At 67.8% G+C, this 23,346-nt stretch carries 23 protein-coding genes; 16 read left to right on the plus strand and 7 right to left on the minus strand.

Translation table 11 applies throughout. The features are described from left to right. Positions 1-6 precede the first annotated feature (6 nt). From AB8P05_RS00130 to AB8P05_RS00195, 14 genes are all read left to right on the plus strand, one after another. Positions 7-1,032: a major capsid protein gene (locus AB8P05_RS00130; protein ID WP_472758355.1), complete on the plus strand. Its 1,026-nt coding sequence runs from the start codon at positions 7-9 to the stop codon at positions 1,030-1,032. 3 nt (positions 1,033-1,035) lie between these two features. Continuing rightward, complete coding sequence (locus tag AB8P05_RS00135) at positions 1,036-1,365, plus strand: hypothetical protein (protein WP_472758356.1); 330 nt, start codon at positions 1,036-1,038, stop codon at positions 1,363-1,365. 71 nt (positions 1,366-1,436) lie between these two features. Further along, positions 1,437-1,739 (plus strand): head-tail joining protein, encoded by a 303-nt coding sequence (locus AB8P05_RS00140; RefSeq protein ID WP_472758357.1) that lies wholly within the window; start codon positions 1,437-1,439, stop codon positions 1,737-1,739. Next, entirely contained in the window at positions 1,739-2,158 is a 420-nt protein-coding gene (locus AB8P05_RS00145; protein WP_472758358.1) for a hypothetical protein, read from the plus strand. The genes AB8P05_RS00140 and AB8P05_RS00145 overlap by 1 nt, the downstream gene beginning before the upstream one ends. 78 nt (positions 2,159-2,236) lie before the next feature. Next, entirely contained in the window at positions 2,237-2,713 is a 477-nt protein-coding gene (locus tag AB8P05_RS00150) for a hypothetical protein (RefSeq protein ID WP_472758361.1), read from the plus strand. An 87-nt stretch (positions 2,714-2,800) separates the two neighbouring features. Next, positions 2,801-3,190: a hypothetical protein gene (locus tag AB8P05_RS00155; RefSeq protein ID WP_472758362.1), complete on the plus strand. Its 390-nt coding sequence runs from the start codon at positions 2,801-2,803 to the stop codon at positions 3,188-3,190. Positions 3,191-3,213: 23 nt separating this feature from the next. Further along, a complete protein-coding gene (locus AB8P05_RS00160; protein WP_472759352.1) occupies positions 3,214-3,447 on the plus strand; it encodes a hypothetical protein in 234 nt (77 codons plus the stop codon). 30 nt (positions 3,448-3,477) lie between these two features. Continuing rightward, positions 3,478-10,350: a phage tail tape measure protein gene (locus tag AB8P05_RS00165; protein WP_472758363.1), complete on the plus strand. Its 6,873-nt coding sequence runs from the start codon at positions 3,478-3,480 to the stop codon at positions 10,348-10,350. Next, positions 10,350-11,924, plus strand: a complete 1,575-nt coding sequence (locus AB8P05_RS00170) for a hypothetical protein (protein ID WP_472758364.1) — start codon at positions 10,350-10,352, stop codon at positions 11,922-11,924. Before AB8P05_RS00165 ends, AB8P05_RS00170 begins: the two co-directional genes overlap by 1 nt. Positions 11,925-11,927: 3 nt before the next feature. Beyond that, complete coding sequence (locus tag AB8P05_RS00175) at positions 11,928-12,839, plus strand: hypothetical protein (RefSeq protein WP_472758365.1); 912 nt, start codon at positions 11,928-11,930, stop codon at positions 12,837-12,839. Beyond that, positions 12,836-14,683, plus strand: a complete 1,848-nt coding sequence (locus AB8P05_RS00180) for a hypothetical protein (protein ID WP_472758366.1) — start codon at positions 12,836-12,838, stop codon at positions 14,681-14,683. Before AB8P05_RS00175 ends, AB8P05_RS00180 begins: the two co-directional genes overlap by 4 nt. 8 nt (positions 14,684-14,691) lie before the next feature. After that, complete coding sequence (locus AB8P05_RS00185) at positions 14,692-15,171, plus strand: DUF4376 domain-containing protein (protein WP_472758367.1); 480 nt, start codon at positions 14,692-14,694, stop codon at positions 15,169-15,171. A gap of 74 nt (positions 15,172-15,245) precedes the next feature. Continuing rightward, the gene (locus AB8P05_RS00190) at positions 15,246-16,007 is read left to right on the plus strand and encodes a lysozyme (RefSeq protein WP_472758368.1); all 762 of its coding nucleotides are present in this window, start codon (positions 15,246-15,248) and stop codon (positions 16,005-16,007) included. Between the two features lie 168 nt (positions 16,008-16,175). Further along, positions 16,176-16,382 (plus strand): hypothetical protein, encoded by a 207-nt coding sequence (locus AB8P05_RS00195; protein ID WP_472758369.1) that lies wholly within the window; start codon positions 16,176-16,178, stop codon positions 16,380-16,382. Positions 16,383-16,559: 177 nt separating this feature from the next. Here the strand turns inward: AB8P05_RS00195 and AB8P05_RS00200 are convergent, their stop codons facing one another. The 7 genes from AB8P05_RS00200 to AB8P05_RS00230 all read right to left on the minus strand — a co-directional run bounded on the left by AB8P05_RS00200 (position 16,560) and on the right by AB8P05_RS00230 (position 20,964). Next, on the minus strand, positions 16,560-17,192 hold the full coding sequence (locus AB8P05_RS00200) for an FRG domain-containing protein (protein WP_472758370.1): 633 nt from the start codon (positions 17,190-17,192) through the stop codon (positions 16,560-16,562). A 409-nt stretch (positions 17,193-17,601) separates the two neighbouring features. Continuing rightward, positions 17,602-18,951, minus strand: coding sequence for a tyrosine-type recombinase/integrase (locus AB8P05_RS00205; protein ID WP_472758371.1), 1,350 nt, complete (start codon positions 18,949-18,951; stop codon positions 17,602-17,604). Positions 18,952-18,962: 11 nt separating this feature from the next. Next, entirely contained in the window at positions 18,963-19,304 is a 342-nt protein-coding gene (locus AB8P05_RS00210; protein ID WP_455171292.1) for a helix-turn-helix domain-containing protein, read from the minus strand. Then, a complete protein-coding gene (locus AB8P05_RS00215; protein WP_472758325.1) occupies positions 19,301-19,621 on the minus strand; it encodes a hypothetical protein in 321 nt (106 codons plus the stop codon). The genes AB8P05_RS00210 and AB8P05_RS00215 overlap by 4 nt, the downstream gene beginning before the upstream one ends. After that, positions 19,618-19,800 carry a hypothetical protein gene (locus AB8P05_RS00220; RefSeq protein WP_472758326.1) on the minus strand — a complete coding sequence of 61 codons (183 nt, stop codon included), beginning with the start codon at positions 19,798-19,800 and terminating at the stop codon, positions 19,618-19,620. Before AB8P05_RS00220 ends, AB8P05_RS00215 begins: the two co-directional genes overlap by 4 nt. Before the next feature lies 1 nt (position 19,801). Further along, positions 19,802-20,191 (minus strand): ribbon-helix-helix domain-containing protein, encoded by a 390-nt coding sequence (locus tag AB8P05_RS00225; protein WP_472758327.1) that lies wholly within the window; start codon positions 20,189-20,191, stop codon positions 19,802-19,804. A 242-nt stretch (positions 20,192-20,433) separates the two neighbouring features. Continuing rightward, positions 20,434-20,964 (minus strand): helix-turn-helix domain-containing protein, encoded by a 531-nt coding sequence (locus tag AB8P05_RS00230; protein WP_472758328.1) that lies wholly within the window; start codon positions 20,962-20,964, stop codon positions 20,434-20,436. Between the two features lie 442 nt (positions 20,965-21,406). Between AB8P05_RS00230 and AB8P05_RS00235 the strand changes: the two genes are divergently transcribed. Both AB8P05_RS00235 and AB8P05_RS00240 read left to right on the plus strand, forming a co-directional pair. Next, positions 21,407-21,673: a hypothetical protein gene (locus AB8P05_RS00235; RefSeq protein ID WP_472758329.1), complete on the plus strand. Its 267-nt coding sequence runs from the start codon at positions 21,407-21,409 to the stop codon at positions 21,671-21,673. A gap of 435 nt (positions 21,674-22,108) precedes the next feature. Further along, entirely contained in the window at positions 22,109-23,293 is a 1,185-nt protein-coding gene (locus AB8P05_RS00240; RefSeq protein ID WP_472758330.1) for a hypothetical protein, read from the plus strand. The last annotated feature ends 53 nt before the right edge of the window (positions 23,294-23,346 follow it).

Here is a 23,346-nt window from a genome sequence, read left to right on the forward strand (position 1 = left end):
CCACCCATGGACATCTACTCCACGCTCGCCATGCTGGGGGTGCTGCAGTCGCTGCGCGCCAAGGCCCCCCGCTTCCTGCTGAACATGTTCTTCCCACTGGCCAGCTTCAGCGACGACGAAAAGATCATCTTCGACGTCGAGGTCGATGACATCGAGATCGCCCCCTTCGTCTCGCCGCTGGCTGCCGGGCGCGTCGGCGCCGACACCGGCTATGAAACCAGGATGTTCGCCCCGGCCTATGTGAAGCCGCTGCACGACATCAAGCCGGGCGAGCCGCTGCGTCGGCTGGCCGGCGAACCGCTGACCGGCACCCTGTCCGCCGGCGCCCGCGAACAGGCGATCCTGGGTTCCAAGCTGCAGCGCCAGCTGAACCAGATCCTGCGCCGCAAGGAGGTGATGGCGGCCGAGGTCCTGCGCACCGGCAAATGCGTGGTGAAGGGCGACGATTACCCGGAGGTCCTGGTGGACTTCCAGCGCGATGGCGACCTGTCGCTGGCGCTGTCCGCCGGCGCCCGCTGGGGCGAGGCCGGCGTGTCGCCCTATGCCGACGTGTCGGAATGGATCGACCTGGTGGGGCGGAAGTCCGGCGCCGCGGTGAATGTCGTGGTGATGGACGCCAAGGCCTGGGCGCTGTTCGAGGCCGACCCCAAGCTGGAGAAGGTGCTCGACCGCACGCTGGGGCAGGCCGCCATCGTGCAGATGGGCTTCCAGCCCGGCGTGCCCGGCACCCCGGTGTTCAAGGGCCGCATCGGCATGGTGGAGTTCTACACCTACAACGACACCTACAAGGACGCCGGCGCCACCAAGGAGCTGCTGCCGGACTACACGGTGCTGCTGGGCGCCACCGGCGCCATGGAGGGCATCCAGGCCCACGGCGCCATCCTCGACCCGCGCGCCGGCTACCAGGCCCTGGAGGTCTTCCCCAAGAGCTGGATCGAAGAGAACCCGGGCCGGCGCATGCTGCTGAGCCAGTCGGCGCCGCTGGTCTACCCGCGGCGTCCCAACGCCTGCATGTGCGCGACGGTGAGGTGATCCATGGCCAAGCTGCGCCTGCTGGCCACCGTGAAGGTGGCCAAGGAGACCACGCTGCGGCCGGGGGCCGTCATCGAGGTCAAGGACCCGGAGGACGACCAGGTCGTCTCGCTGGTGGCCCGCGGCTTTGCCCGCTGGGTCAAGCCCGGCGACGAGGCCGAGGTGGAGGCGCTGCCGCTCGACCGCATCATCGCGGCGATCGGCAAGCTGGACCCGGCCAACGCCAAGCACTTCAAGGCCGGCAAGCCCGAGCTGAAGGCGCTGATTGAGGTGCTGGGGGCGGAGGTCACCGCCGACCAGCGAGACCAGGCGTGGGCCGCCCTGCAGGGCTGACCGTCATCATCACCAGCGACGCGACACGGGCGGCCTTCGGGCCGCCCGTGTCGCGTTTGGGGACTTGGCCCATGTTCTTCGATGACCTCAACGCCGCCTGCGTCGGCGCCTTCGGTGAGCCGGCGGTGATCCGCCGGGCCGGCCGCTCGGACGTCACCGTCACCGGCATCTTCGACCGCCGGCACTACCAGGTCGAAACCGACGACGGGCCGGTCTCCACCTTGATGACCTCGCTGGCCGTGGTCGACGCCGACATGGGCGGTCCGGTGCCCGCCGGCGCCGCTGTCGAGCTGCGCGGCCTGTCCTTCACGGTGTCCGAACCCCGGCCGGACGGGCAGGGCATGACCGTGCTGCTGTTGCGGGAATCGCGCTGATGCACCCCCGCACCCGCATCCGCACCGCCATCGCCACGGCGCTGGGGGCGGTCGCTCCCGTCACCGCCAACCGGGACGATCCCCTGCCGGCCGACGCGCTGCCCTGCATCGGCCTGTTCACGCCCGACGAGGCGACGCAGGAAATCACCATGGGCAGCCGGCGCCAGATGCGGCGCATGGACCTCTATGTCGATGGCTACGTTCGCGCCGGTGCCGACCTGGACGACCAGCTCGACGCCATGGCGCTGCGCATCGAGCAGGCGATCGCCGCCGGCGGCAAGTTCGCCGGCGCGGTGGACCGCATCGAGCTGGTGCGCACCGTCACCGACCGCCTGACCAGCGGCGAGCTGAAGGCCGGCGTGACCCGCCTGCAGTTCACCGTGACCTATCAGACCACGTTCGGCCAGCCCGACGCCTGAACCCTCCGGAGCTTCCGGAGCTTCCCCGCCGCCCGGATCTCGGGCGGCTTTTTCTTTGCCCGAAGGAGGGGCATTCCCATGAGCGGCAACGCTGTTCAGAGCGCCGGCACGCGCCTGTTCATTTCCACCACCGCCCTGTGCACCACCGAAGCGCAGTTCAAGGCGCTCGCCTGGACCGAGGTCGAAGAGATCGAGGATATCGGCGCCTTCGGCGAGACCTTCGAGAAGGTCACCTACAAGACGCTGGGCGATGGTGCCGTCCACAAGAAGAAGGGCACCGTCGACTATGGCTCGGGCACGCTGAAGCTGGCCCGCGTTCCGACCGGCGCCGGCCAGATCGCGATCCGCGCCGCGGCCAAGAACCGCAAGGCGGCCTACAACATCAAGATCGAGTTCGACGACGCCCCGGACGGCGGCACCCCGACCACGATCTACCTGCGCGCCTACGTCATGTCCTACACCACCGAAATCGGCGGCAACGACAAGGTGATCGAGGCCAGCGTCGGGCTGGAAATCGACGCCGAGCCGATCGAGGTGGCGGCTGACGCGCCGTAAGCGCCGGTGCCCTGACGCCGGCAGCCCGCCCTGGCTGCCGGCCCTTTCCCCTGTTCGCAGCTCCCCTGCCCAAAGCGAGATCCTGCCATGACCGCCACCAGCACGGCGCCGCGCTTCGCGCACGGCGTGATGACCATCACCCTCGACGGTGAAGACGTCGAGCTGTTCGCCAACGTCCGCGCTTCGCGCACCATCTGCCGCCTCTATGGCGGGCTGAACCAGGCCTTCACCAACACCAACGCCTTCGACTTCGACACGCTGGTGAACGTCGTCAACGCCGCCACCGGCCGCGTCGGCAAGCAGGCCGAGGCCACCGCCGAGGCGATCTTCAACGAAGGCGTCATCGTCGTCGCGCCGCAGGTGCTGCTGTTCCTGAATTTCCTTGCCGGCGGCGGCAAGGCGCCCAAGACGGAAACCGCCAAGGCTGGGACGGCTGAAGCCGGCAGCGAGGCTGCCGCATCGGGGGAAGCCGGCTGACCTTCCCGGAGTACGTGGACCAGATGTTCCAGTACGCCACGGGCTGGCTGGGATGGTCGCGCAGCGAGGCGCTGGACGCCCCGTTCCCCGACATCCAGCTGGCCTTGGACGGGAAGGTCGATTTCCTCGCCGCCACCACCCCGGGGGCCAAGCGCCAGAAGCGCAAGCCCAAGGACACGGCGGAGCTGAAGGAGCGGGCGCGGGCCGTGTTCGGCCTCAAGCGCCCGGAACAGGGCAAGGGCAGGGGCGCCGGGTGACCGGCGCCCTTTCTGTTTCCGGAGACCGGCATGGCTGATTTCCCCGGCATGATGGTGCCGGTCGGTGCGGACGATAGCGGCCTGCGGCGGGTGCTGTCGCAGGCGGAAGCCCGCGTCGACCAGTTCGCCGGCCGTGTCGACGGTTCCGTGCGCCGCGCATCGTCCAGCTTCGACGCGCTGGGCCGGTCCGCGTCCGGCGTCGCCACCGCCGTGGTGGCTCTGGCCGGCGTGCAGCTCGGCGCCGGAGCCGCCGATTCCCTGGTGGAGGCCACCAGGGCCGCAATGGCGTTCCAAACCGCCATCGCGCAGGTCGGCACGCTGCTGAAGGGGGCCGACACCAGCCGCTACGCCGCCCAGGTCAAGGATCTGGCGCGGCAGTTCGGCGGGCTGCCGACCGACCAGGCCAAGGCCCTCTACGAGGTCATTTCCGCCGGCGCCTACAGTGCGGCCAATGCCATCTCGGTGCTGACCGAGGCCAACCGGCTGGCGATCGGCGGCGTCACCGACGTGCAGACCGCCGCCGATGGCCTGACCTCCGTTCTCAACTCCTACGGTGCCGCTGCCGGCGGTGCGGCCAATGTCGCCGACGCCTTCTTCGCGTCCGCCGCCGCCGGCAAGACCAACATCAAGGAGCTGGCCTCCTACATCGGGCAGGTCGCCCCGATCGCGGCGCAGACCGGGGTGTCGCTGGACGAGCTGATGGCCGCAGCCGCGGCGCTGACCGCCAACGGCATCAAGACCTCCACCGCCATGGACGGCATGCGGTCGGTGATCGCCGCCGTGCTGAAGCCGTCGCAGGAGGCCACTGCGACTGCCCGCGCGCTGGGCCTGGAGTTCAACGCCGGCGCGCTGAAGGCGAAGGGATTCGCCAACTTCCTCCAGGAAGTGGCCGACAAGACCGGCGGCAGCTCCGAGTCGATGGCCCTGCTGTTCGGCGGTGTCGAGGCCCTGTTGCCGGTGATGGCCCTGGCCAGCCGGGAAAGCACCGCGTTTGCCGACGCGCAGCAGGAGCTGCAGAACAAGGTCGGTGCCACCGAGGCCGCCTACAGCCGCCTGGCCGAGACCGGAGAGCAGGTGGCCAGCCGCCTGCGTGCGGCGGCCGAGGTCTACCGCGTCGAGCTGGGCGACCGGCTGCTGTCCGCGGTGCAGCCGGCCATGGCCGGGCTTGCCGACAACTTCGACCGGGTGACGGCAGCGGCGGAAACCACAGCTCTGGCGTTGGGGGCGGCCTTCGTTGCCCGCGGCATCGGGCCGGCCATTCAGGCGGCCGGGCAGTTCGCCGCGTCCCAGGTGGCGCTGCGCAAGGAGCTGCTGACCAACACCGGCCACCTGCTGCAGAAGGAGGCCGCGCTGCGCGCCGGCGCCGCCGCGACGGTGGAGGCGGCGGCCGCCGACGTTGCCGCCGCCCAGGCTGCCCAGGCCAAGGCGCGGTCCGACCTGGCTGCCCGCGCGACGCAATACGAGGCGGCGGCGGCGCTCGACGCCGCCATCGGCAAGACCGCGCGCCTGGTGCTGGCCGAGGAGGCGCTGATCGCCGCCCGCACCGCGCGGGCGGCGGCCGATGCGCGGGTGGCTGAGACCACGGTCGCGCTGACCATGGCGCAGAGTGCCCAGGCCTCCGCCATCGCCGGCACCGGCGTGGCGGCCACGGTCGCCTCGCGCGGCATGGCCCTGCTGTCGGGAGCCATGGCCCTGGTGGGTGGCCCGGTGGGGGCCGCCCTGCTGGCGGGCGCCGCGGCGGTCGCGGTCTTTTCCAGCGGGATGACCGCATCGGAACAGGCGACGCGTCTGCACAGCGACGCGATGCGGGACTTCGACTCCGCCTTCGACCGCAGCACCGGCAAGGTGAAGACGATGACGGAGGCGGTCGCCGCCCTGCGTCGTCAGAACCTGGAGGCCGCCCGCGACGCCGCCCTGGCGGCGGTGAAGCAGGAAGAGACCTATGCGCGGGCCGGTGCCTTCAAGATCGACCGCGCCGCCTACGAGTCCGGCCTGTCGAAGGAGGACGCCGCCAAGGTCTTCGGTCCGGCGCGCGAGCTTCAGCAGCAATTCCTCGCCGGCGCCATCGACGCCGAGGCGCTGTTTGCCGCCATCGACAAACTGGCCAAGCAGGACGCCCGGCTGAAGCCGCTGGTCAAGGCCTTCGCGGAGTGGGCCGCCCCGCTGGCCAAGGCAAAGCAGGAGGTCAAGGAGACCGAGGCGGGGCTGGCGCTGCTGAACGGCACCGCCGACGACGCGGCCAAGGCCGTGCTCGGTGTCGGCACCAACGCGGGCACGGCGGCATCCGGCTTCCAGACAATGGGCGGTGAGGTCGCCGGACTGACGGCGAAGCTCGCCGACCTGGTGGCCAAGTCCAAGCAGTTGGAGGTGCCGGCCGGCTACCAGCGGCGGCTGGCCGAATTGGTCGGGCCGGAGCCGACGAACGGCGATGCCAAGGATCTCGACCTGTGGCGGCGCAAGCGCGACGCCGCCGATGCGACGCTGCGCCCGATCGTCGGTCTGGAAACCAGGGACCAGACCGCCGAGCTGGAGCGGCAGGCCAACGGGCAGCGCCTGTTGGCCGGTGCGGTCACCGATGCGGCCAAGGCGCACGCCCAGAACCGCATCGAGCTGGCCAAGGTCGCGCTGGAATACCCCGGCCTTGGGGCGGAGACAGCGAAGACTCTGCTGACGACCCAGGATTTCGGGGCGGTTCTGAAGTCGCTGCCGCTCGACCTGCAGCAGCGTTGGGCCGTGCTGCAATCGTCGTCGCAGGCGCAGTTGGCCGGGGCGGCGGCGCAGGGCACGCTGCAGCTGCAGCTGCAGACCGATGCGCAGGCGCGGCTGGCCGCTGCTGCCGGCAAGGGCGAGGCAGCGACCCGGCGGGCCACGATCGAGAACCAGGTCGCGGCTGCGGCGGTCCGTGGACTGTCCGCGGCCACCCGGACCAACCTGGAGGCACAGGAGCGGTCCACCCAGCAGCAGCTCCGCACCGAGTCCACCCAGCCGATCCTGGCCCGGATCGAGGCCCAGAAAGCGCTGGTGGCCGCCTATGGGCAGGGGCCGCAGCTGGTCAAGGCGGCGGAGCTGGCCGAGCAGGCCCACACGCTGGCGCTGAAGGAAGGCGAGCAGGGAACCCAGCTCTACAATGAGGCCAAGGCCCATTACATCGAGTTGCTGACCCAGGCGCAGCAGCTGGAGTCGGCGGTGGCGGCCGGGCCGATGCTGCAGCGGCAGCGCGACCAGCTGGAGCTGGGACAGAAGCAGCTGCAGCTGATCGGCGCGTCGGCCGAACAGCGCGCGGTGGAGCTGGCCCGCACCCAGGCCCTGATCGACCTGCGCGAGCGCAACATCGACGCCGCCAGCCGGGAGGGGCAGGCCTATCTGGCCAACGCCGAAGCGCTCGCCCGGCAGAACCTGGCGCTGGAGCGGACCAACGCCGCCTACCAGGAGCTGGAGCAGTTCGGGGATCGCAGCTTCGACGCCATCCTGCAGAAGCTGTCTGCCGCCGGCAAGTCGACCATGTCGTGGGCCGACGCCATCGGCACCGTCAGCGTGGAGCTGCAGCAGCTCGCGCTGAAGATGGCCGTCATCAACCCGCTGAAGAACATGGTGATGGGCACCAACCTGCCCACCGTGTTCGACCTGTTCGGCGGCAGCGGCGAGCAATCGGGACAGGCGCAGGGTGGCGGACTCACCGGCAGCCTGACCAACACCGCGTTGTCGAAGGGCGCCGGCTGGGCGCTCGACAAGATCATCCCAGGCGGCCTGTCCGGGGCCATCGACAGCTTCGGTTACAGCGCGCTCGGCATCGGCAGCCAAGCGACGACGCTTGCCGGGCAAACGGTGCTGGCACCGTCTGCCGAGGTGCTGGCGTCTCAGACGGCCATGCTGCAGGCCGCCAACCCTGGCTTGGCCGTCTCGGCCTCTCCCACGGTGGTGGCCGGTTCTTCGGGCGGTGCGGCCGGTGGCGTGGCTGCCGGGACCGGTCTCTCGGCCTATCTGGGCGCCACCGGCGCCGGCGCCTTGGGTGGCATGGGCGGGGCCTACCTGGGCACCCTGACCAACTCGAAAGCTGTAGGTGGCCTGTCGGGCGCGGCGCTGGGCGCCGGTGCGTCGGCGCTCGCCGCTTACATGGGGCTGGGCGCCATCGGCGGGCCGATCGGGCTGGCGATCGGCGCGGTGGTCGGCGGCATCATGGGGATGATCGGGACGCAGAAAGCGACCGTCGGTCCCAACAGCTCCGGCAACATCGTCATGGACGGCAAGGGCGGTTTCCGCACCGACACCGCCCTGGCGGACAACGGCGCCGACGCCGGCCAGATGCAGCAGCTGACCGATGCCGTCGCCGCGTCGATGAACACGGTGGTGGCCGGGATCGGCGGCAAGCTGACCGGTGGCGACGGCGCCAACACGGGGCTCATCCAGCAGTTCGCCAAGGACGGCAAGTGGTACGTGACCCCCAGCGTCGGCGAGAAGGCCGGGCAGCGCGTCGAGTTCACCGACCAGGACCAGGCCGTCGCCTTCTACATGCGCGAAAGCCTGAAGGGGCTGATCGGCACCGGCCAGCTGACCGGCGTCAACGACGACGTGAAGAAGGCGCTGCAGACCTCCAAGGCGACCAAGGCCGAGGATCTGGCCACCGACCTGGGCTTCGCCGCCGGCTTCCGCCAGCAGCTCGACGTGATGAACGCCAGCCTGGATCCGACCAACAACTTGCTGAAGACCTTCACCGAGAACGCCAAGGCCATCGGTGACCAGGTCAAGACCAACATCACCGATTGGCGCAGCAAGGCCAGCGAGCTGGGGTTGGCGACCGAGACCGAGCTGACCAGCGCCGCCCGCAAGGGCATCGAGGCGATGATGGGGCTCGGCCCGGCGACCAAGCCGCTGGTGGGCATGGCCGCCGCGACCAAGCAGGCCGAGATCGAGTTCGAACAGTTCCGGCCGGCGCTGCTGTCTCTCGGCTACACCACCGGCGAGGTGGCCGAGCTGGCGGCGCGCTACACGAAGAAGCTGCAGGACAGCTACGCCGACGCGGTGGCCTATGTGCAGCGGCAGGGTGCCGTCGCCATTGAGGCCCTGATCGACCCCAACGCCAAGTCCAGCGCGCTGGACCGGCTGCAGGGGATCGGCCTCGACCGCACCAGCCCCGCCATCAAGGGGCTGGCCGGCGTCATCGAGGGGGTGGAGCAGGCAGCATCCGGCGGCACGCTGACGATCGAGGCCGAGCGGGCGGCACTGGGCCGGCTGAACGCTGCGCTCTACGACGGCACCATCAGCGGTGACCAGTACACCACCATGGTGGGGTACCTGACCCAGGCGTGGCAGGACAGCGCCGACGCCGCCCAAACGGCAGCGGAAAAGGCCAAGGCGCTTGCCTCCTACCAGGCCGACATCGCCAGCCGGATGTATGCGGCGCTCGGCAACAGCCGCGGCGCCGGGTTGATCGCGCTGGACGCCCAGCAGGCGGCAGCCCTGGCGGAGGCCACGGCGGCCGGCTACGACACCACCCAGCTGCGCCTGGTGCAGATGGCGGAACGGGCGAGCCAAGCCTTCACCCTGGCACAGCAGGATCTGCTGGACGCCTACGACCGCGAGATCGCCGCCAAGCAGCAGGTGGTCGACTCCATCCAGTCCGGCGCCATCGCCCTGCTGCAGGCCGCGCAGAAGTTTAAGGACGCCCGCGCCGCCTTGCGTGAGGGCGACGACTCGCCGCTGGCGCCGCGCCAGAAAATCCAGGAGGCAACCGACCGCTTCGACGCCGCCTATGCGGTGCTGAAGAACGGTAGTTCCACCGATGCGGAAAAGGAAACCGCCCGGCAGACGCTGCTGCAGGTCGGCCCCACCCTGGTGGCGCTGGAGAAGGCGGCCAGCGGCGGCACCGCGTCGGTGCTGTTCGACAAGGTGGACAGGGTCTTTGCCGAGCTGGGCAACACCAGCGGGCTGAGCCTCGACACCGCCACCCAGGACCTGCAGGTGGCGCAGGACCAGCTGAAGGAGCTGCAGAAGGCCCGGGCCGACGCCGCGGCGATCGGGCAGCGCCAGTTGGGCAGCCTGTCCAGCCTGCGCGACGTCATGGACCAGAGCTATGCCGTCTGGCAGGCGGCGCTGACGCCGCTGATGAAGCTGACCAACATCAACGACAACCGGCCGCGCTACAGCGCGCCGGCGGCGGTGCAGACGGCATGGGATGGCTTGTCGGCCGAGCAGCAGCACGGCATCGCCCGGGCGATGGGCTGGGGTGGCCAGCTGGACGAGGCCTTCAATCTGTGGCTGGTCACCTCCACCCAGCGCGCCACCACCTTCGGCGCCGACGTCACCGCCATCGCCGGCGGGGCGCGCTATGCCGCGCCGGACGACGTCGGCCGGGCCTGGGACGCGCTGACCCAGGCGCAGCAGCTCACCGCCGTTCGCGCCGCCGGCTACGACGGCGGGCTGGATGGCGGGCTGAACGCTTGGGTGAAGCTGGGGCACCAGGCCGCCTTCGAGGCGGCGGTGCGGGCGCAGGCGCACGCCGCTGGCATCCCCGGCTTTGCCACCGGCACCCTGTCCACGCCGCCCGGTGCCGTGTGGGTGGGGGAGCGCGGTCCGGAGCTGCTGTGGCAGGGCGGCGGGGCGGCGGTGGCGTCCAGCGCCGACAGCCTGCGGATTGCGTCGGCCTTCGACGCGGCGGTGAACGGTCTTCCTGCGCCGGCGCCGCTGGTCTCCTTCCGCCGCCCCGACCTCGATGCCGGTGGCGCCGGCGTGGCCGAGCTGCTGGAGGCGGTGGAGGGCCTGCGCGACGAGGTCCGCGCCGTCGGCCGCGACGCCCTCACCCAGCGCGCCCGCATCGGTGCCGATGCCGCCGCCCTGCTGGCCCGCGTCGAGGCCGCCACCAGCGACCTGCCCAGAAAACTCGCCAACACCCGGAGGGCCGCCTGATGAAAGTGCGTCTGATCGATCTCACCCTGTTCCACCGCCCCAGCGGCCACCGCCACCGGCTGCCGCTGGCCACCTTCCCCGGCTACCAGTCCGGCCCGGCCGACATCCCGGCGAACGTCACCTGGCTGCCGCTGGTGACCGCCGGCGCCGACGCGTCGGTGTCGATCGGCAGCCTGGGCGCCGCGGACGGGCAGGCAGAGCTGCGGATCGGCGACCTGGTGCTGCGCAACGAGACCTCGCGCAATCCGGGACAGCGCTTCGCCACCCTGCAGGACCTCGACACCGGCGCTTGGCTGCGCGTCGCCCTCGATGACCGGCCGCTCAACCTGCTGCTGACCGGCGACTATGTCATCCAGTCGGTGACCGAGCGGGAGATCGAGGACGGGGCGCCGCTGGGCGAGGCGGTGACCATCTGGACCGCCCGGGTTGGCCAGCCCAAGCCCAAGCGCACCGAGATCGCCCTGCCGATCTACGACCAGCGCCTCGACTACGACACGCCGATCCAGACCGAGCGCTACGAGGGCACCGGCGGATACGAGGGGCCGGCCGAGCTGAAGGACACGCTGAAGGAGCTGCCGCTCGGGCACTGCCCGATGGCGCGGCCGACCTATCTCGGCATCATCGACGGCTTCCACCGCTGGTCCGTCGGCGGCGGCAAGCCGGTGCAGGACGTGCCAAGGGGCTGGTCTTCCGGTGTCGCGGTGACCAAGCAGAGCGGTGCCACGCCGGCGGACAACGCGCACTTCACGGTCAACCTCGCCAGCGGGATCATCACCACCACGGTGAAGTATGCCGACTTTCGCGTCGAGGTGCTGGGCCGCAAGTTTGCCGGCGTCTACCGCCGCTATATCGGGGAGCTGATCGCCGCCCTGGCCACAGGCGCCGGGCTGGCCGGCACGGTGGACAGCACCGGCATGGACGTGGTGCCGCGCACGGTGGGGCTCTTTCTCGCCGCCGGCGACGGCACCACCCACGCCGCCGCCTACGCCAAGTTCGTCGGCAGCGTGCCGCGGGGCGGCTGGTATGTCGGCACCGCCGGCCAGCTGGTGGTGACCCGCGTTCCCCGTCCGACCGCCGTTGCGGCTGTCCGGGCCTACAGCAGCGCCGCCGGCACCACCACGGGCCTGCAGTATGTCGAGGGTCAGCACAACCCGCCGGCCAAGCAGGTGGTGCTGCGCTGCGCCCACAACCCCAGCCCGTCCAGCAGCGCCGCCACCGACGCCACCGCAGCCGACGCCACCCGCTGGACCCAGGAATGGGTGGAGGTGCCATCGGCCACCGACGCGGCGATCGCCGCGGCATGGGGCAGCTCGGCCAAGGTGGCCACCGTCGAGACCGCCCTGACCTTCAGCGCCGACGCCGCAGCCGAGTTGCCGGCCTGGGTGGCCGAGCTGTCGGCGCCGCCCACACTCTACGAGCTGCCGGCGCTGGACGGGGCGCCCGGCATCTGGATCGGCGACACCGTGACGGTGGAGGACGACATCGCCGGCTTTGCCGATGGGGCGCCGGTGGTGGTCTACGGCCGGACGATCGCGGACCGCACCGGCGGCGCCACCCTCTACGTGGCGCGGTGAGCCATGGCGACCGGACTTCTGGCTCATATCAACGAGCTGTCGGAACAGGACTGCGCCATCACCGGCACCCCTGCCGATTGGAGCAACACGGCGCCGCTCGACGCGCTGAAGACGCTGCCGCTGGTGGATGCCGCGGTCTCCACCCGGATCGGTGACCGCAACGAGCCGGTGGTGCTGGAATGGGAGTGGGACCGGCCGATCGACCTGACCTATGCCGGGCTCTACCGCACCAACCTGTGGAAGACCGGCCGCATCCGGCTGGAGGCCTTCAAGACCAGCGCGCGGACCTCGCTGGCCTTCACCACCCAGCACGCCAGCGGCATCGACCGCCTGGTATTGCCCGGCCTCTACGATCCCAAGACGCTGCGCTTTGGCGGTGAGAACACCGTGCTGGGCCAGCTGGGCGCCCGGGAGTTCCTGCGCTACCCGACGAACATCCATGTGGTGATGCCGCTGTGCAGCGCGCAGGTGCTGCGCTGGACGATCTACGGCCCGGCCTACCGGGTGACCGGCAGCCGCTACAGCACCACCGAGCAGGCCTATCGCATCGGCTTCGGCTGGGCCGGCGACAGCCTAGCAATCGACCGCCATGTCGGTGCGTCGGCGGACGGCTACCGCCGCGGCGGCAAGGTGACCGAGCTGGCCGGCGGCGGTGTGGCGGTGGAGCCCGGGCGCGGCCGGCGCACCGCCACGCTGGACCGCACCGTCAACGAGGCCGGCGACCGGGACCGCCTGTTCGACCTGGTCAACTTCCTCGACGCGGACCGGCCCGCGGTGTGGCTGCCGGACACCGACAGCGCCTTCGACTGCTACCGCTACGGCGGGCTTTTCCAGGTCATCGAGGACTTCAGCCAGAAGTACCTGAACGACCTGCACAGCGCCGCCACGATTTCCCTTGGTGAGGTGACGACATGACGACGCTGGCCAACATGCTGGCGGCGGCCCAGCGGCTGCTGAACTACTACAACGGCGACGAGAAGACGGCGCAGAACCCGGGCGGCCTCACCGGCGTGGGTGGCATGGCCGACAACTGGGATCCCTGCATCCAGGACATCGGCACGGTGGCCAACGGCGTGGGCACTGCCCTGACGGCGGCCTCCACCAGCGAGGGGAACGCCGCCGCGTCGGCAACAGCTGCAGCTGGTAGCGCCACTGCGGCCAACGCCTCCAAGCTGGCGGCGGCCACCAGCGAAGGTAACGCGGCGGGTTCGGCCACCGCGGCGGCTAACAGTGCGTTGGCCGCCGCCGGCAGTGCGACGGCGGCCAACGCTTCCAAGCTGGCGGCAGCCACCAGCGAGGGCAACGCCGCGGGCTCTGCGGCGACGGCGACGCAACAGGCCGGGATCGCCGCGACCAAGGCTGGCGAGGCTGCTGGATCGGCCACCACGGCGACGCAGCAAGCAGGGATCGCCACGACCAAAGCCGGCGAGGCTGCCGGTTCCGCCACCACGGCGACGCAGCAAGCGGGGATCGCCGCGACCAAAGCCAGCGAGGCGGCGGCGGCGGCGGACCGTGCGGCGACCTTCGACCCCGCGACTTTCGCCAAGCTGGCCTCCAATGCCTTTTCGGGCAAGCAAACCATTGTCGCCAGTGGTGCCATCCTGCCCGCGTCCACCGGGATTGCCGGGCAGAACAATGCCGGCGCCCTTGAAGTTCAGTCGCAGACAGGGGGCAATGGGGCGACCGCGGGGGCTGCTTTCATCTCGTTCCACCGGCCGGGCAACTTCGCCGCGCACCTGGGGCTCGACACAGATAACAAGCTGAAATATGGCGGGTGGTCCCTCGGGCAGAATGCTTATGAGATATTCCACGCCGGCAATCTGCCGGTAACTGTGTCGAATGGTGTCATCAACTTCGCTTCTCCGCCCACCGTCGCCGGTAATGCTATCGGCGGTGGCGAGGATACTGCCGCGTCGATTGCCGCCGAATCGACCGTCAACATCGGCAGCACGACCGCCAAGGCGATCAAAATCACCGCCGGCACCGGTCCCATTACTGCCTGGGGCGTCGCTCCAGCCGGCGCGCATCGCGATATCACCTTCGCCGTCCCGGTGACGCTGACCTATAACGCCACCTCGGCCATCCTGACCGGCGGCGGCGATATCAACACGATGGCCGGCGACACCTGCCGGATGGAGAGTCTGGGCGGCGGCAACTGGAAAATGCTGAGCTACCAGCGGGCCAACGGCAATGTGCTGGGCACGGCCACCGCGCAGGCGCTGAGCACGAGCGACAAGTCCGGCAACGCAACGCTATCGAACAGCAATCGCACGGTCACCACATCGGACGGCGGTGTGGCATCCGGCCGCGCCGCCGTCTATGTCAGCACGCCGATCTATTGGGAGGTGGTGGTCAACACGGTCGGGTCCAGCAATGCCGGCGTCGCTGGAGCTTTGGCACCGACCAACGATTACCTGACCAGCAGCGCCTATGGCTGGGGCTATCTCAGCAATGGCAACAAGGCCACCAACGGCGGAGCCTCCGCCTTCGGTTCGGCATGGTCTGCCGGCGATCGGCTATGCTTCGCTTACAACCCCACGACTCGGGGGCTGTGGATGGGCAAGATCGTTGGCGGTGTCGCCGTGTGGGGCGGGAGCGGCGACCCGGCGGCCGGCGCCAGCCCGGCCTACACCATCCCGGCCGGCACGGCGGTGTTCCCGTCCTACTCCGTGGCCGGCAGCGGCGCCTCCCTGACCTTCCACTTCGCGGCCGGACAGCAGGTCGCGGCGGCACCCACCGGCTTCACCGCCTTCAACTGAGGCCAGACATGGACATCCTTAACACCGTTCCTCCCTTCGACGGCCGAACCCACCGTATGGCGGAGACCTTCACCGACACGCCCGATCCTGAGCGGAGCCGCATCGTCCGGACCTGGGGTGTCGGGCCGATCCCGCTGGACGAGGTGAAGGCGGCGCACAAGGCCGCAGCGACCGATATCCGCTGGCAGAAGGAAACCGGCGGCATCGTCATCAACGGTGTCCCGGTGGCGACCGACGACCGGTCCAAGACGCTGATCCTGGGCAAGCGCGCTCAAGCGCAGGCTGATCCCGCCATGATCTTCCGGTGGAAGGCGGCCAGCGGCGACTGGGTGGATCTGACCGGCGCCCAGATCATCGGCATCGCCAATGCCGTCGCCGACCATGTCCAGGCCTGCTTCGACCGCGAAGGCGAGTTGCACGACGCCATCGACGCCGCCGGAACCGCGGAAGCGGTGCTGGCCGTGGACCTCACCGCCGGCTGGCCCTAACCGTCCGCGACAACACTCCAACCCCCACCGACCCGGCGCCTGCGAGGCGCCTTTTTCATGCCCGGAGGACTCCCATGCGTGCCATCCCGCAAGCCGCCGTCGACCTGGTGATGGAGGCCGAAGGCCTGCGCCTCACCGCCTACCCGGATCCCGCCACCGGCGGCGCTCCCTGGACGATCGGATACGGCCACACCGGTCCGGACGTTCGGCCGGGACTGCGCATCACCAAGGCGCAGGCCGAGCAGCTGCTGCAGGCCGATCTGGTCACCGCCGCGGCGGTGGTCGACCGCGCCGTCACCGTCGAGCTGACCGACAACCAGCGCGGGGCACTGGTGGCCTTCGTCATGAACATCGGCGCCGGCCGGAAGGCCAAGGGCAAGGACGCAGGCAAGGACGGGTTCGTCACCCTGAAGGGCGGCCAACCCTCCACGCTGCTGCGCAAGCTGAACGTTGGTGACGCCGCTGGCGCCGCGGCCGAGTTCGCCAAATGGACGCGGGGCGCCGGCAAGGTGATGCCCGGCCTGGTCAAGCGCCGGGCGGCCGAGGCGGCCCTGTTCCTGTCGGACGAGGTCCACCCGGTCAGCCGGGTTGCCGAGCTGGCGCCGGCCATGAAGCCGATGGCCAAGTCGGTCAGCGCCGTCAGCGGCGGCAGTGCGCTCGGCCTCGCTGGCGTGGCCGTCCTGCTGGACCAGGCGCGCGACATCTCCACCGCCATCAAGGAGCTGCTGCAGGCGCTGCCGTCTGGGGCGCTGGGCTGGGCGGTGGCCGCCCTGCTGGGGCTGGCTGTGGCGGTGATGCTCTGCCGGCGCTGGGACGACCAGCGCAAGGCGGCCTGATGTTGGCCTTCCTCGCCACGGGCTTGGGCCGAGCGGCTGCCGGCCTGATCCTCGCCGGCATGGTGTTGGCGGGGATCGTCACCTTCGGCGCGCTTCAGCGCCAAGCCGGGCGGCAGGACGCCGCTCTCGAGTCGACCACACGGACACTCCGAAACGCAGAGGTGCGCCATGGCATTGAGGATGATCTGCGCCGGCATCCTGCTGGCGCTGCTGAGCGGCTGCGCGACCAGTGGAGCCGGGACTGAGGGTGGCTGCGCCGCCTTCCGCCCGATCTACACCAGCCGGGCCGATACGCTCACCGACGGCACGGCTGAGCAGCTGCTGGCGCACAATCTGACCGGCGCCCGACTGTGTGGATGGGCGCCGAGTCTCTAATGCTTATCAAAAGTTGCTCTAAGCAGCCATTGAACCGCGTTGCGTCAGTCGTCTATAAACAATTGATACGCTCCTGTATATCACGCGCTAGACTGTCGAGATCAGAAAAAATAAATGAATCATTTATTCCAAACAATCTAAGCTGTTGGCGCAAATTATTTCTTGCCTCATAAGGAATTACATACCTTGTTCCGCGAGGAACAAAAGGATTGTGAGGGTTTTTCTGGACGGAAAACAGCCCACCCTGTGCAGTAATTCTCGGAGATAAGTGGGACGGAAAGAAATATCCCTCGCTATTGAATGGATCTTCCTTAGCCGTATCGATCGGTCCGCCTTTAACGCGCCAAATATAAAATGCAGCGGCGCCGCTGTAGTCGGGGTTTCTAATCTCTCTCGTTTAAGCCATATATCGTTTACTCGATCGCATACGGCAAAAAACAAGGCAATAAGCGGGTTGCTTGTCCAGTCTAGAAGTCGTGTTGGTAGAGTGTGATGCTGCGCCAATGCCATCCAGTCCCAATCGTTGTCCGGGACTTTATTCAAATAAGGGCGAGCTGCCGCTTTAAATCGAGTAAAAGCGCCACGTTCATCAATTATTTCGCTAGGATACCTTAAATCCAGCTCTATTTTTCCATCTGGCTCGCGCAGTTTAGGGGCCGGGGTAATGCGACCAATCTTTGGAAGAAGCTTCCAATCGTCGCGCCTTTCTCCGCGGAAGAAATACCCGCTATCTGGGAGGATATTACCAACTATTTCGCGGAATTTATCAAAATTCTCTATAGTTTCACCTTGATTTAACCAAGTCATCATGATCCTCGCGTTGAGATCGCATAATTAACGATCGATAACAGAAAGGTAAACAATTAATCCAAGTTATGCAAGCAGTAGGAGTTTTCCATAATCTATTGTCATCGTTTTGGAGTTGTGATCTGATGAGAAAAGCTTCTGATTGATCTTGTGTGTCCGGTAATCGGCATAGTTTGCGGCCTATCTGTATTTTGACCAGCAGAATTGGACGTGACCAAATTCCCTAAAAATCCGGTTAAGTATTGATATTGATTATTGAGAGAACAGGAATGAAGATGAGGAAATTATATGTTTTTCAGCGAATTGGAAATTTTCGCAATCAGGTGTCGACCGGATCGGCGCGTGTGGAACTCCGTGTGGAAGTCGGAGGTGAATCCGGTTCCTTTTCGTCCTGCTTTCTTTCCTCGTGATCCTATATTTTCAATACCTTAGCCGGCAGCCCCCTTCCTGGGGGTCTGGGGGTCGCAGGTTCAAATCCTGTCGCTCCGACCAGTTCCGGAAGGACCGGAAAAGCCTTGGAACCCAACGGTTCCAAGGCTTTTTCTTTGCCTGCGTCATCGGGAGCCGGTGCGTCATCTGTCGGCGCCGTGTGGAACTCTTGTGTGGAAGTCGGACCGGTTCCCACACGCAGCGCCGCCATGGTCGCCCCCTCCACCGCCTGACGGGCGGCGGCATCCGCGACGCGCAGATAGCGCCGCGTCGTCTCATAGCTCTTGTGCCGGGCGAGCTGCTGGGTGACCGCCGCCGGCGCGACGTGGGCGACTGCGGTAACGAAGCTGGCCTTGGTGTCGTGGAAGCGGTGCTTCAGCCCTACTTTCTCCAGTGCGGTTCGCCAAGCCCGCTTCGGGTTCTTCACCGGCTTGCGCTCGCCCTTCGCCCCGTGCTGGTAGGTCAGCAGGTGGGTGACCTGCCATTCCCGCGCCTGCCGCACCAGGCGCGTCAGCAACTCCATTGCCTCCGGGTTCGCCGGGATGAACTCGGCACGGTTGGCCTTGGTCGAGGCTGCCTCAAGCCAAACCCCACGCTGCTGGAAATCGACTTGGTTGATGGTCAGCCCGAACACCTCCGCCTTTCGGAAGCCCATCAGGCGGGCCAGCAGCATGCCGTCGCGCAGATGAGCCGGCGCGGCCGCCATGATCGCCTCCAGGTCGCTGTCCGAAACCGGGCGGGGCAGGTGCTGCGCCTCCGTCAGCTTGGGTACCTTCGGCAGCTCGGCCAGCAGCAGGCGGCCGGCGCCGTCGCGTAGCGCGTGGGCGATCCGCAGCGCTTCCCCCAGAGTCACCAGATAGCGGTTGATGGTCGAGTCGGCACGGTTGCGGTCGGTCGGATGGTAGTGCTTCAGCCGCTCTTCCGGCGTGCGCGCCTTCGGCCCGCCCTTGTAGACCATCACCGGCTGTGATCGCGCCCAGGCGATGTATTCCCAAATCCGTTGTTCGGTCAGCTCGGCCACCGCGGTTTCCGGACCGAAGAAGTGGATGAGGTCCGCCACATAGACCCGCTTGTTCGGCCAGTCCTTCAGCGCCTGCTTGCGCGTGGCATAGGCGACGAACATCTGGGCGACCGTGAAGACGGTCGGCGCGGCCGGCGCAGGCTTGGACTTGAGCGCCGCCGCATGCACCAGCGCCTCGCATCGGCGCGCCTCTGTCTTGTTGGCGGCCGGCTGCCCGGTGTCCGGATCGACGCAATAACCGCTGTACCGGGTGCCATCGAGTCGGAAGTCGTAGCGCCAGCGATTGCGCGCCTTGTCATGGAAAACGGTCATGTGTCCGCGATCTAGGGTTTGGCAGGGGTGACCATGATGCCGAGTGCCGCCAGTTGGGCAACAGCCTCACGATGCGCAGGTGTCGGCGCACGTCTGTGCGCCGGCGCAGCCTTCGTCGCGACGCCCGGCCCCTGAAGCCTTTGACGTTCCTGGTAATCCCGGATGCTGGAGACGTAGACGCGCACCCCGCGCTTCCCGAGTCGATAGCCCTGCAATTCCTTCTGCCGCACCAGCTTCCGCACGGTCGACTCATCGGCGCCCATCGTGTGGGCGGCCTCCGCGACGGTGATCGACCGCTCGACTCCGATGATCGGCGGCATCGAGGCCGGATCCAGGGCAGCGCGGACGGTCATGCCGGACCTCCTGTGTGCGGATCGGCAAGAGGCACCGCCGGCAGCGCCCGCGTCGGTCCGCCATGCGCCAGCAGGTAGGCGATGGTGGAGGGCACGGCGACCACCAGCACCGGGAAGGTGGCGCGCGGATAGTGGGTGGGAATGTCCACGTTGTAGACGCCGGGGGTGAGGATGTCGCACACGACCGGCACTTCGCCCACGGCGAGGATGACCAGCCGCTCGCCCCGGCGGAACTGGATGCGCCGGACGTCGGCCGGGGTGTCGAACCGCGCGGCGTGGCATACCTGCCAGTCGGTGGCCTCCAGGGTGGGGATCACGGCAGTTCCTCCCGTGCCAGTTCGGCGCAGTCGAGGTGGTAACGCGCGGCGGATAGCAGGCGCAGGCGGCGGGAGGGAAGGTCGGTGTTTCCCGCCTCCAGCTCGGCCCGGCCGGCTTCCTCCAGATGCCATCGGGCCAGACTGGCGATGGCAGCGGTTTGTTGCCCTGCGCAGATCACGTCAGTTCCTTGTCCGATCGGCCGTGAACCCGCGGCCATTGGCTCGGCGCTCACGACCGAGGAAGTCCAGCACGGCGACCGGCGCGGTGTAGGTCTGAAGGAAGAGACGGACCAGGGCAGTCAGCGGCAGTTCGTCGGCGTGGAACCGCTCATGCACCGCGCTGATCAGGACGTCCCGGTTCGCGTATCCTTCCGCTTCCGCTATGTGGTCCAGCAGCAGCCACGACGTCACATCGAGTCGCATGGAGGTCCGATGCGCGGTCCAGCGGTTGTTGACCACCACGTTGTAGGTGACCAACGGTGTCGCTCCCGTCTTGGGCAACGCCGGGACCATATGCCGCAGCGTTTGCTCCAGCTTTTCGGAATGCGACTGCGCAAAGGACCGGTCCATGGACACGTTCTGCGCCCCAGCTCGACGCTGCAATGGAACCCGTACGTGGTTACTCACTGCCTTACCCTCTGCTTTTTCGCTTAATCGCCCTTCTCAGGAACTCACCGGATGAAATCGGTAGGCTCCAGATGCGATTTTTGACACCTCATGTTGCGGGTAAGGTACATCACGTACCCGGCATGCTCAACACAAAACGTACCGAACGCCGATGCGCTGATGGTGAGGGCGTATCGGACGCTGCGTCACAGCGCTAATTTTTCTGTGGGCGTTTCCTGTCTAGCAAGCGCATCGGTCAAGACCTGGGTGGCGTTCTTGCCAGCCTGATCCAACCTCCGGTATTTTTCGAGAAGAGCAACTTCGTCGGCAGTTAAAGTCTGTGCTTCTGAACCTTCACCTGTAAGAAGCCAGCTGAGCGATACTTTGAACGCGTGCGCATACCGTTCGGCGGATTTTTGTTTAAGCCCGCGAGCACCGTTTTCATGACTCTTGTATGTATTGTAATTCCAGCCAAACCGTTCCGCCACATCGCGTGGGGTTGCGAAGCCCGCATTGGCCCGCGCCCACTGCAAGCGTTCATATGGTGCCGCTGTTTTGTCCGGTTTTCTCATGGGACAAAGCGTACCAAAGGGCAAGGTACGTTTCGTCTTGACGCAGTAGGGTACGAAACGTACCTTGCTCCAATGAGCTTCAAGGAACTCATAGACCGCTGGCCTAGCCGCGCTGCCCTCGCCGACGACTGTGGGGTCGATTACGGAGTCGTGAAGCAATGGCATCGTCGAGACTCGATCCCTTCCAAGCATTGGCCGGTGGTTATCGCTTCTGCCCGGAAGCACAAGCTGCGTGGCGTGACGCTGCAGAAGCTGTCGGACATTTCCCGTGGTGGGCTCTCAGAGGGGCCCCGGGAAACAAGACAACCGGCATTGCAGAGCTGATTGCGGTGGATGATCTCATGCTGATGACCATGGGTTGCCAATTTAGGAAGCATCGCTCGCTTTGCGCGACGCGGCAACTGGCAAGCTCATGGCCAGAAGCCGTTATGCCGCCTCGCCAATTTGGCGATGGCCCGCACCGTAGATCAATCAGGGGGCTCCCTGTCGTATCTCACTTTGGCATCCGGTTCGCTCTCGGTCTTCCCTTGTCCGTGGCCGGGATGCGATCGCGGCCGGCGCCATTTCCAGCCGGCGCCGGCCGCAGCTCTGTTCCAGGGGAGGCGTGATGGCCGAGCTTGATCGTGCTTGCCTCACCCCTGCCCAGCGTGCCGTCCTCGATGCGTGGCCCGCATTCGAGGCTGCAGCAGCGGTGAAGTGGGCCACTGTCGACAAGGTGGTGCGGACGCTCTGCAATGCGCGTTCGCTGGCCGAGTTGGACGAGGGGGAAGCTACCGAACTGGCGGCGCTGCTGCGCCGTGGGACTGCGCGTCTGCACACCCTGGCATCATTGCGGACGGCTACCGCTGACGCGATGACACGAGGACATGAATGACCGCCCGCGGGCGACCGTTCCGCCTGCGAAAGGATCCGAGATCTATCTGCATCACCGGGAACTGTGCCGCAGTGGCGGTGCAGTTCCTTCGCGCCGATCGGCGCCAACCTGCCGTGCGAGGCCCGCCGGCAGACGGAGCGGTCGTGGCTGCGACCGCCCCGGAGTCTGCTGCTGATGTCAAACAGGGTGCGCTCTGCGTGGCGGCTGCCGCGCGAGCCCTTTGCCGTCTTCGACCAACGAAAATTAGGTGCGTCATGCCGTCCATGGAAGTCAGCCAGATAGGCCGGAATGGCGCACGGAAGTATGAGTTTGGGACCATGAGGGCCACCGCCGCACCGATCCGCCTCGACCGCGCTTTACTGGTGCCGCTGTTCTGCTCCCCCGGTACGGTCGGAAACTGCGGCAACCCGCCGCCCTTCGCACAGCGGGGGCGGCATGATCCAGGCGGACAAGCGCTCCCCCTTCTACCTGCTGCGCGAGCTGTTCCAGGACGCGCTGGGCCTGGCGCCCGGCCTGACCGACAAGCGCCGGGTGCTGGCGCTGCTGCTGGTAAGGCGCAGCGACGAGTCGATCTTCGTCCGCTGCGGCGAGCTGGTCGCGTGGATCGGCGCCGACAAGCTGGCGCGGGCCATGCGGTGCGACCGCCGCACCGTTCAGCGCGGCCTGTCCTGGCTGCTGGGCGCCGGCATCATCGAGGTGGACCGAAAGGGCGGCGGACGGGCCCGCTCCACCCGCTACCGCTTCAGCAAACAGTGGCTGGGGGCGACCGCCGTCCAGCTGGAAAACTGCGGCATCGCCGAAGCCTATGGCCTGCCCGACGATCTGTTCGCCGTGGCAAACGGCGGCACCTATGCCGCAGTTGCCGCCCGGTTCAGCGGCGATACTGCGGCGGACGGGTGGCAGGGGGCGGGGGAGGGTGGCCGAAACAGCGGCATGGCCGCCGCTGTTCCGGGCGTAAACAGCGGCATGATCGGCGGCAGTGCGGAGAACAGCGGCGCGGATGCCGCACTATCCGGCCAAAACTGCGGCGAGTTTTCGGACGGCGACGGAGAAACTGCGGCGCTAGCGTCCACAAACTGCGGCAATTCAGCCGGAAACTGCGGCGCAGCTCTGCCGCCCGAAATAGATCTAAATAATAGAAATAGAGGCGGGCGGGCGGTGAAAACTGCGGCAGGCCAGAATCCTGACCGCCGCCAGCGTCACCTTCCCCTTCCCATTTCCGGCGGACGTTCTGCGGCGGAAGAATCCCAGGGCTATCCTGGAGCGGAGCGGAATCGTGGCTGGCATCCGAGAATCGTGCAGAGAGCGACTGAGATTCTGGGCGACACCCAGCGCGCGACTCTGGCGGTGGAGTGGCTGGAGGATGCGCAGAAAGAGCGGCTGCGCGACGGCTACCGGCCGACACCGGAGGAACTGGAGAAGTGGCTGGGCTGGGCGCTCGACCGGGCGGACCAGAGCGGCGTCGCGCCGGCCGGTGGACTGCCGCCGGATCTGGCGCAGGCGGTCCAACTGGCCGCCCAGCAGGCCGTGCGCGACGTGCTGCCGACGATCGTACCGACGCTGATCCAGGCGCTTCAGCAACAGCTTCAGGGCAGCGGGGCGGGCACCGTGGCTGCCTGAGAAACGGCGGCATGGTGCAGCAGCTCGCGCTTGACGGAGGAGGGGGCAGGGAT

It is taken from the genome of Azospirillum sp. VT-I1, assembly GCF_055698305.1.